Origin of the sequence: Allobosea sp. CER48, assembly GCF_044752385.1 — a bacterium.
Classification (GTDB): Bacteria; Pseudomonadota; Alphaproteobacteria; order Rhizobiales; family Beijerinckiaceae; genus Allobosea.
In genome coordinates, this window is the sequence record NZ_JBIWYK010000087.1 from 1 (window position 1) to 9314 (window position 9314).

At 67.6% G+C, this 9314-nt stretch carries 8 protein-coding genes; 1 reads left to right on the forward strand and 7 read right to left on the reverse strand.

What is annotated here, in order from left to right:
- Window positions 1-28: 28 nt before the first annotated feature.
- Window positions 29-514, reverse strand: coding sequence for a peroxiredoxin (locus ACIPIA_RS05510; protein WP_400507447.1), 486 nt, complete (start codon window positions 512-514; stop codon window positions 29-31).
- A gap of 118 nt (window positions 515-632) precedes the next feature.
- Window positions 633-1496, reverse strand: a complete 864-nt coding sequence (locus tag ACIPIA_RS05515) for a protein-disulfide reductase DsbD domain-containing protein (RefSeq protein WP_400507449.1) — start codon at window positions 1494-1496, stop codon at window positions 633-635.
- Window positions 1497-1749: 253 nt separating this feature from the next.
- Between ACIPIA_RS05515 and ACIPIA_RS05520 the strand changes: the two genes are divergently transcribed.
- Window positions 1750-2361 carry a YqgE/AlgH family protein gene (locus tag ACIPIA_RS05520; RefSeq protein ID WP_400507451.1) on the forward strand — a complete coding sequence of 204 codons (612 nt, stop codon included), beginning with the start codon at window positions 1750-1752 and terminating at the stop codon, window positions 2359-2361.
- Window positions 2362-2411: 50 nt separating this feature from the next.
- On the opposite strand, the gene ACIPIA_RS05525 is transcribed toward ACIPIA_RS05520, so the two are convergent.
- The 5 genes from ACIPIA_RS05525 to ACIPIA_RS05545 all read right to left on the reverse strand — a co-directional run.
- The gene (locus ACIPIA_RS05525; protein ID WP_400507452.1) at window positions 2412-5351 is read right to left on the reverse strand and encodes an EAL domain-containing protein; all 2940 of its coding nucleotides are present in this window, start codon (window positions 5349-5351) and stop codon (window positions 2412-2414) included.
- 77 nt (window positions 5352-5428) lie between these two features.
- Entirely contained in the window at window positions 5429-6028 is a 600-nt protein-coding gene (locus ACIPIA_RS05530; RefSeq protein WP_400507454.1) for a GNAT family N-acetyltransferase, read from the reverse strand.
- A gap of 6 nt (window positions 6029-6034) precedes the next feature.
- Entirely contained in the window at window positions 6035-7357 is a 1323-nt protein-coding gene (locus tag ACIPIA_RS05535; protein ID WP_400507460.1) for a M16 family metallopeptidase, read from the reverse strand.
- Between the two features lie 14 nt (window positions 7358-7371).
- Window positions 7372-8787, reverse strand: a complete 1416-nt coding sequence (gene thrC, locus ACIPIA_RS05540) for a threonine synthase (protein ID WP_400507456.1) — start codon at window positions 8785-8787, stop codon at window positions 7372-7374.
- A gap of 71 nt (window positions 8788-8858) precedes the next feature.
- Window positions 8859-9314: SURF1 family protein (locus ACIPIA_RS05545; RefSeq protein ID WP_400507458.1), on the reverse strand; the 456-nt coding region annotated here is incomplete at its 5' end.

The following is a 9314-nucleotide window of genomic DNA, read 5'->3' on the forward strand; positions in this document are numbered from 1 at the left end:
GGGCTCCATGACTGATATCCGGAAACGCTCAGAGCTGGCCGAGCATCGTCTCCGCGCCCGAGGCGTCGGCCTTGCCGGCGGCTTCCTCGACATTGAGGGACTTCACGACGCCGTCCTCGACCAGCATCGAGTAGCGCTGCGAGCGCGTGCCCATGCCGAAGCCCGAGCCGTCCATCGACAGGCCGATCTCCTTGGCGAAATCGGCATTGCCGTCGGAGAGGAACTCGATGATGCCGGCGGCGGCCGTCGCCTTCGACCAGGCGTCGAGCACGAAGACGTCGTTGGTCGAGGTCACCAGGATGGCGTCGACGCCCTTGGCCTTGATATCGTCGGCCTTGGCCAGATAGCCGGGCAGGTGGTTCTTGTGACAGGTCGGGGTGAAGGCGCCCGGCACCGCGAAGAGCACGACCTTGCGGCCCTTGAACAGGTCTTCCGTCGTCTTGGCGGCCGGGCCGTCGGCGGTCATGACGCGGAACGTCGCCTGCGGAAGCTTGTCACCCACCTTGATCGTCATGGCGTGTTTCTCCGTGAAGCCCGCGGCCAGAGGATTGCAACAGGGGAGGAGCCGGATATGCCGGCCAGCCGGACAAGGGCTGTACGGGTCCGTCACCAGGGCCGCTTCGCCTCAGGGATTAGGGCTTGCCGGCGGGGATGTCGAGTTCGAGCCGCGTCTCCACGGGCTTGGGTGTCCCGCGTATGGTGAAGACCAGCGGAACCGGGCCGGCGGCGCCCTTCGGGCGATCGTTGATGCGGATCTGGGCCAGCGTCGTGCCGTCCGTCTGCGGAGTCAGGCGGGTCTTGCCGAACGACCACTGGCCAGGGCCCTCGACGAAGATGTCCTGGATCCTGCCTTCGGGCGGCGTCTGCAGGACCAGGCGCAGGCCTGGATCGACGCCGGTGTCGTCGAGCGCCGCATCGAGAATCGCCGTCTTTTCCTTGTGCGGGCCGGGCTTCACCGAGAGCGGAATGCGGGCCTCGAAGCTTTCCAGCCGGGCCGACGTCACCGTCGTGACGCCGGGCTCTAGCCAGAGGCTGGCTTCGCCCTTGGCCGGAATGCAGATCTTCTCGCAGACGGCATAGTCGAGCTTGAGCACGATCATCACCGGGCGCGACGGGTCGACCGGCTGCACGGAGATCGGGATCACGACCTCGCCGACATAGCCGAGGGAATAGCCGGCCGAATCCTGGAAACGCTCCGGCACCGGCCAGCGCACGTCGAGCCCGCCGATATTGGTCGAACCCGACCAGTCGAAGCTCGGCGGCACGCCGAATTCGCCGGGGCTGCGCCAGTAGGTCTTGTAGCCCGGCGACATCACGATCTCGACGCCGACGCGCTGCTTGCCGGTCGAGGTGGTCGGGCCGGCGATCAGGCGCAGCTTCGCATGATCGCTCGTCGACCAGGGCGACATTGCGGCCTCGGTCGTCGCCTCCTGAGCATGCGCGGAGATACCGAGCGCGAGGGGAGCGATGGCCAGCAGGGAAAGAACGCGGTTCACGGGCCTGCCTTATCCATTGCGACGCCGAAAAGCGAACAAAACCTGCATTCCCTTCAAACAAGAGCGGCCATTGCTCCGCCCAATGTCGTTCAGGAATGGGGCGCAATCGCGATGCCGGCCGCGGCCGGCACGCGTTCGCTCCGATCGCACGCGAATGTGACGGAGGGTGATTTCGGCAAGCGCCTGAACTGCAATCGCGCGGCCCCGCACGCGAGCCTTGCCGAGACTCCCCGACAACCACTAGCATGGGTTCATGAAGATTGGCTCACAGTCACGTATCGGCGGCCGCAGCTATCTCGACGGGCAGTGCCTGATCGCGATGCCGGGGATGGCCGACACGCGTTTCAGCCGAAGCGTCGTGTATGTCTGCGCCCATTCCGAGGACGGGGCCATGGGCATCATCGTCAACAAGCCGGCCGGCGACACCAGGTTTCCCGACCTGCTGGTCCAGCTCGACGTCATCCCATCGGATGAGATCATCCGGTTGCCGAGCCAGGCGGAGAAGATGCAGGTGCTGCGTGGCGGCCCGGTCGAGACCAAGCGCGGCTTCGTGCTGCATACCGCCGATTTCTTCCTGGAGTCGGCGACGCTGCCGATCGACGACGGCATCTGCCTGACGGCGACGCTCGATATCCTGCGGGCTATCGCTATCGGCAGCGGGCCGGAAAGCGCTGTCCTCGCCCTCGGCTATGCCGGCTGGGCCGCGGGGCAGCTCGAGGCCGAGATCCAGTCCAATGGCTGGCTGCATTGCGCGGCCGATCCCGAACTGCTCTTCGACGAGAGCATCGACACGAAGTACCAGCGGGCGCTGAACAAGATCGGCATCGATCCGGCCTTTCTCTCGCGCGACGCCGGCCACGCCTGAAACCTGACGCTGTCCCCGGACTTGGTCCGGGGCGCACGGCCGGGAGCCGGTTACGCCGCTTCCGTCGCCGAAGCGGCCGCGCCCATCAGGCGGCGCGCCTCTGCCGCGGTCATCGGCTGGCCGAAGATGTAACCCTGCGCATACTGGCAGCCGAGCTGGTAGAGCTCGATCGCGTCGGACTCGCTCTCCGCGCCTTCCGCGACGACGTCCATGCCGAGATCCGAGGCAAGCTGCACGATCGAGCGCAGGATTACAGGCGGGCGGCCATTGCCCATCTGCCGCACGAAGCTCTGGTCGATCTTGATCGTGTCGAAGGGGAAGCGCTGCAGATAGGAGAGCGAGGAATAGCCCGTGCCGAAATCGTCGAGGGAGAGTCCCGCGCCGAGATCGCGAATGCGCTGCAGCATCTGCGCGGCGTATTCGGGGTTCTCCATGACGAGGCTCTCGGTGATCTCGAGCTTCAGCGTGCCAGGCAGCACGCGCCGGCGCCCGAGCACGGTCTTCACGTCATGCAGCAGGTCGTGGCGGAGCAGTTGCCGGCTCGAGACATTGACGCTGGCGAAGATCGGCGGGTCCACTTCCAGCGCCGCTTGCCAGGCCTCGAGCTCGCGTGCCGTCCGGTCCATCACATAGATGCCGAGATCGACGATCAGCCCGGTCTCCTCGGCGATGGCGAGGAAATCCTGCGGCATCAGCCGGCCTTCGCGCGGATGGTCCCAGCGCACCAGCGCCTCGAAGCCGGCGATGGTGCGGTCCTCGAGCCGGACGATCGGCTGATACATGACCTGGATCTCGCCGCGCTCGATCGCGCGGCGCAGATCGCTTTCGAGCGCGAGGCGGTCGTTGCGGTCGGTCCGCATCGCCGGCACGAAGACCTCGATCTTGTTGCCGCCCTGGCGCTTGGCATGGGCCATGGCGAGCTCGGCATTCTTCAGCGCGTCGTCCTTGCGGGCGGCGGGCGAGGGGTCGAACAGCGCGAGCCCGATCGAGGGCGTCAGCACGATTTCGCGCTCGGCATAGGTGATCGGCGTCGAGACGGCGCGGCGCACCAGCTCGGCCAGCGCGAGGATGCGCTCGGGATCGCGCTCCGAGACGAGGATCATCGCGAAGGTGTCGCCGCCGATGCGGGCCAGCGTGTCCTGGGCCCTGAGCAGGCGACCGAGGCGCCGGGCCAGCGTGAGCAGGATCGAGTCGCCCGCCGAGAAGCCGACCGATTCGTTGACCTGCTTGAACCGGTCGACGTCGATGACGAGCACCGTCGGGCGGATGTTGTCGTCAGCGCGGGTGAAGCCGAAGATCGCGCCGAGGCGATCCTGGAACAGCTTGCGGTTGGGCAGGCCGGTCAGGTTGTCGTGGACGGCGTCGTGCAGCAGCCGTTCCTGCGCGGTGCGCTGCTCGGTGACGTCGGACAGCGTGCCGATGACGCGGATGACCTCGCCGTCCGAGCCGAGCACGGGGCGCGCCTTGACGTTGAACCAGTGATAGGCGCCGTTGGCGGAGCGCAGGCGCAGATCGAGATTGAGCTTGCCGCGGCGCTGCTCCAGCACCGCGTCGAGCGTGACGCGATAGCGGTCGCGATCGGCGACGTGCATGTGTTCCAGCCAGCGGGCGGCCGAACCTTCGAGCGCGCCCTTGGGCAGGCCGAGCAGCGCTTCGATCTGCGGCGAGACGAAGACCCTGTCGGAGCTGACATCCCAGTCGAAGACCAGATCGCCGGAGCCCGAAAGGGCAAGAGCCCGCCGTTCGGTATCGGAGACCAGCCCCTGCGAGATCGCGCCTCCGGCGAAAGCATGCTGGATGACGGTGAAGCCGATCAGCAGCACGATCAGCACCAGGCCGCCCAGCAGGGCAGGCGCCACCAGATCGCGCTGGAACTGTCCGGTCACGGTGAAGCTCGCTGCCGTGACCCAGACCGCGAGCAGGAACCAGGTCGGGATCAGCATCACCGCCCGCTCGTACCCATGAGTGGCCAGATGGACGACGAGCACGAAGCCGACGGCGGCGACGGCGGCGATCGAGATGCGCGCGATGCCGGACGCCATCGGCGCGTCGAAGACGGCGAGACCGATCAACCCGGCGAGACCGAGGATCCAGATTGCCGTGACATGGCCGTAGCGCACGTGCCAGCGCGACAGGTTGAGATAGGCGAAGAGGAACACGAGCAGCGTGGCCGCCAGCACGACTTCGGCGCCGGCGCGGTAAATTCGTTCGATCGCGGGCGTCAGCGGGAATAGCCGCTGGAAGAAGCCGAAATCGAGGCCGGCATAGGCCAGGACTGCCCAGGCGAGCGCCGCGGCGGCTGGGAAGATCACCGCGCCCTTGACCACGAAGATGATGGTCAGGAACAGCGCCAGCAGGCCGGCGATGCCGATGATGATGCCCTTGTAGAGGGTGAGGCCATTGGTCTTCTGGCGATAGGCCTCCGGCTCGAACAGGTAGAGCTGCGGCAGGTTGGGCGATTTCAGCTCCGCCACGAAGGTGACGGTCGTGCCGGGGTCGAGCGTGATCAGGAAGACGTCGGCATCGGGGCTGGCCTCGCGGTCCGGCGAGAGGCCCTGGCTCGCCGTCACCGCCTCGATGCGCTTGTCGCCGAGATCGGGCCAGATCACGCCCGAGCCGATCAGCCGGTGGAAAGGCGCGACCAGCAACCGGTCGATCTGCTCGTCGGAATCATTGGTGAGCGCGAAGACGATCCAGTCCGGCCGGGCGCCGGATTCGCGCGCTCTCACCGCGATGCGGCGGACGATGCCGTCCGGCCCCGGTGCGGTCGAGATCTGGATCACGTCGCCGTCGGACTTGTTGCGCTCGACGATGTTGGTGAGGTCGATCACCGGCACATCGACCGGCACGCGCACCGCATCGACGGCGCTGGCCGGCGTGACGGCAGCGAAACTGAACCACAGGGCAAGGCCGGCGACGGCAAGGCCGATCCGGAGGAGACGCTCGGAAATGGACAAGCTGTGCTCGGCTGTCAGGCGGAAGACGATCATTCGAAGTTGAACGAAAATCCCTATCGACCGCTCATGGCAAGGGCAAGGCAAAGCGCGCCTGTGGTCAACCCTCGCCGTCACGGCCTCTCTCCCGGCATCCCGTCGCTCGACAGGATGCCGTAGAGCAGATGGTCCGCCCAGTTTCCGTTGATCTTGAGATAGGCCCGCGCCAGCCCCTCATGCTTGAAACCGACACGCTCCAGCAGGCGCCGCGAGGGCTCGTTGCTCGGCAGGCAGGCGGCTTCGACCCGGTGCAGCGCCAGCTCCGAGAAGGCGAAGCGGACCGCGCCGCGCACCGCTTCGGTCATATGGCCCTTGCCGGAATGGCGCTTGCCCATCCAGTAGCCGAGCGTGCAGGCCTGGGCGACGCCGCGGCGTATGAGACCGAGCGTGAGCCCGCCGATCAGTACCTCGGACTGGGCCTCGAAGATGAACAGCGAATAGGCCTCGTCGCCGGCGATCTCCCGTGCCGCGCGCTTCGCACGCAACCGGAAGGAGGCGCGGGTCAGGTCGTCCTCGTTCCAGACCGGTTCCCAGGGCGTCAGGAATTCGCGGCTTTCGATGCGCAGCACGGCCCAGGCCGAATAGTCGCTGGCCTGGGGCGCGCGCAGATAGAGATTCGGCGTCCGGATCAGCGGGCGGCTCGGCGGCTCGCTCGGGAAACGGAAGAGCGCCATCGTGGTTCAGTCCGCTGCCCGGGCCGCCTGACGCAGCCGCTTGGCCGCGGGGATGCCCTGGATCGGGCCGATCGCGGCGATGGTCGGTTGATGCCCGAGCAGCGAGCGCCCGGCGGCACGTACATCCTCGAGCGTTACCGCGTCGAGCCGGGCAGCCAGCTCTTCGCGCGGGATCGCCCGGCCGAAGATCAGGACCTGCCGCGCCATCTGCTCCAGCTTGCCACCCGGACTTTCCAGCGAGGCGAGCAGCCCGACCTTCATCTGCGCGCGGGCGCGAGCCACCTCGACCTCGCTGACATCCTCCGCCGCCTGGCGGAGGCAGGCGAGCGCAACCTCGATCAGTTCGCCGACATCCTCCGGCGCGGTGCCGGCGCCGATACCGAAGACGCCGCAATCGGAGAAGGGCCAGTGGAAGGCGTCGATCGCATAGGCGAGGCCGCGCTCTTCGCGCACCTCCTGGAACAGGCGCGACGACAACCCGCCGCCGAGCACCGATGCGAAGATCTGCAGAGGATAATGGGCTCCGCCGGTGAAGGGCTTGCCGGGCAGGCCGAGCACGAGATGAACCTGCTCCTCGTCGCTGCCGATACGGGCCTCGCCGCCGTGGTACACGCCGGCCTCGCGCTCGGGCGCCTCGGCGGGGTTGCCCGGCAGCGACGACAGATGGGCACGCGCGAGCGCGACGAGTTCGCCGTGATCGACGGCGCCGGATGCCGCCAGAACCATGTTGCCGGCATGGTAGTTGCGGGCGAGGTAGGCGCGGATGGCGTCGGGCGTGAAGCTCTTCACCGTCTTGGCGGTGCCGAGGATCGGCCGGCCGATCGGCTGATCGGGGAAGGCCGCCTGCAGGAAGCGGTCGTAGACCAGGTCGTCCGGCGTATCCTGGACCGCGGAGATCTCCTGCAGGATGACGCCCTTCTCGCGCTTCAGCTCCTCTTCCGTCAGTGCGGGCGAGGTGATGATGTCGGCGAGGATGTCGACGGCGAGTTCGAGATCGGAGCCGAGCACGCGGGCCGTGTAGCAGGTGTACTCGACCGACGTCGCGGCGTTGAGGTCTCCGCCGACGCCCTCGATCTCCTCGGCGATCTGCCGGGCGTTGCGCCGTGCAGTCCCCTTGAACGCCATGTGCTCGAGCAGATGGGCGAGGCCGTGTTCATGCGGCAGCTCGTCGCGCGAGCCCGCACCGATCCAGATGCCGAGCGAAACGGTGGCGGCATGGTCCATCCGCTGCGAGACGATCCGCAGCCCGGAGGGCAGGGTGGTCAGCTCGACATCAGGGTCGTGGCGCCCTTCCGGCCGCGCAGGTGCGGCGAGTTCGGTTGCCTCGATCGGAGGGGTCGCGCTCACGCTGCCGCTCCACGGACGGCGCGTGCATGCTCGCGCACGAAGGTCTCGACCTTGCCGAGGTCGTTGGGCAGCAGCGTCACCCGTTCCACGCGCTCCATCAGGTCGGCGAGATGGGCCGGCAGCCCGGGCTCGACGCCGCTCGCCGCCTTCACCGCGGCCGGGAACTTGGCGGGGTGGGCAGTGCCGAGCACGATCATCGGCGTCGCGGGATCGCGCGACAGCTTCTGGCGCGCGGCGCCGACGCCGATCGCGGTATGCGGGTCGAGCAGATAGCCGCTCTCCGTCCAGGTCTCCCGGATCTCGGCCGAGATCTCGGCCTCGCTGAGCGCCGCTGCATCGAATTCGGAGCGGATGCGCGCGAGCGGTTCGGCCGCGATCTCGAAGCGGCCGGATTGCTGCAGCGACTGCATCAGCCGCCGCACGGCGGCGCCGTCGCGGCCATAGGCCTCGAAGAGCAGCCGCTCGAAATTGGAGGAGATCTGGATATCCATCGAGGGCGAGGTGGTGGCGTGAACGCCGCGCATCTCGTAGACGCCGCTCGCCAGCGTCCGTGCCAGGATGTCGTTGCTGTTGGTAGCGATGGTCAGCCGCTCGATCGGCAGGCCCATCTGCTTGGCGACCCAGCCGGCCAGGATGTCGCCGAAATTGCCGGTCGGCACCGTGAACGACACCTTGCGCCCCGGCCCGCCCAGAGAGACGGCCGAAGTGAAATAGTAGACGACCTGCGCGGCGATGCGCGCCCAGTTGATCGAGTTGACGCCCGAAAGCCCGATCTCGTCACGGAAGGCGTGGTGGTTGAACATCGCCTTCACGAGGTTCTGGCAATCGTCGAAAGTGCCTTCGACCGCGATGGCATGGACATTCGGCGCATCGACCGTCGTCATCTGCCGGCGCTGCACGTCGGAGACGCGGCCGTGCGGGTACAGGATGAAGACGTCGACGCTTTTCAGCCCCTTGAAGGCGTCGATGGCCGCGCCGCCGGTGTCGCCGGAGGTCGCGCCGACGATGGTGGCGCGCTGGCCGCGCTGGCCGAGCACATGGTCCATCAGCCGGCCGAGCAGCTGCATCGCCACGTCCTTGAAGGCGAGCGTGGGGCCGTGGAAGAGCTCGAGAACGAAGAGATTGTCGCCAATCTGCGTCAGCGGGCAGACGGCCGGGTGGCGGAAGCCCGCATAGGCCTGGCCGACCATGCCCGACAGCGCGCCGCTCTCGATGTCGCCGTCGCTCAACGCGCCGAGGACACGCTCGGCCACCGCCGTGTAGGGTTTCCCGGCGAATCCGGCGATCTCCGGCGACGAAAGCGTGGGCCAGCTCTGCGGCAGGTAGAGTCCGCCGTCCCGGGCGAGCCCGGTCAGCAATGCGTCGGAAAAGCTGAGCGCCGGGGCTTCACCCCGGGTGGAGACATGCAACACGATCTTGGCCTCGGTGATATCAGCCTGATGCTATAGGCCGGTACGGCGATTTCGGCAAAAGCCTTGAAGGATCAGGCGGACGCGGAGCTGCGCCGTGCCTGCCAGACATAGGCGGCGAAGACGCCGAGCAGCGTCAGCGCCAGACCGAACCAGGTCAGGGCGTATTGCAGGTGGTTGTCGGGAATGCGGTCGATGAGCTCGCGCACGTCGACGCCCGCCGGTGGTTTCAACCCGTCGCCCTCGCGCTCGGCTTCGAGATAGAACGGCGCCGCCGGCAGGCCGAGCGAAGCGGCGATCGCGGAGGGGTCACGGGTGTAGAACTCGCGGATGGCCGGCAGGTCCTGCGGCGTGAAGCTGTTGCGGGTTTCAGGGGCCCGCAGGAAGCCGGTGATCGTGTCGGGCCCGCTTGCCGGACCGATCTGCCCCATGCGGCTCTCGGGGACGAAGCCGCGATTGACCAGGATGATGCCGCCGTCTTCGAGCCTGAAGCCCTGGAAGACCCAGCGGCCGAAGCCCGAGAGTTGGCG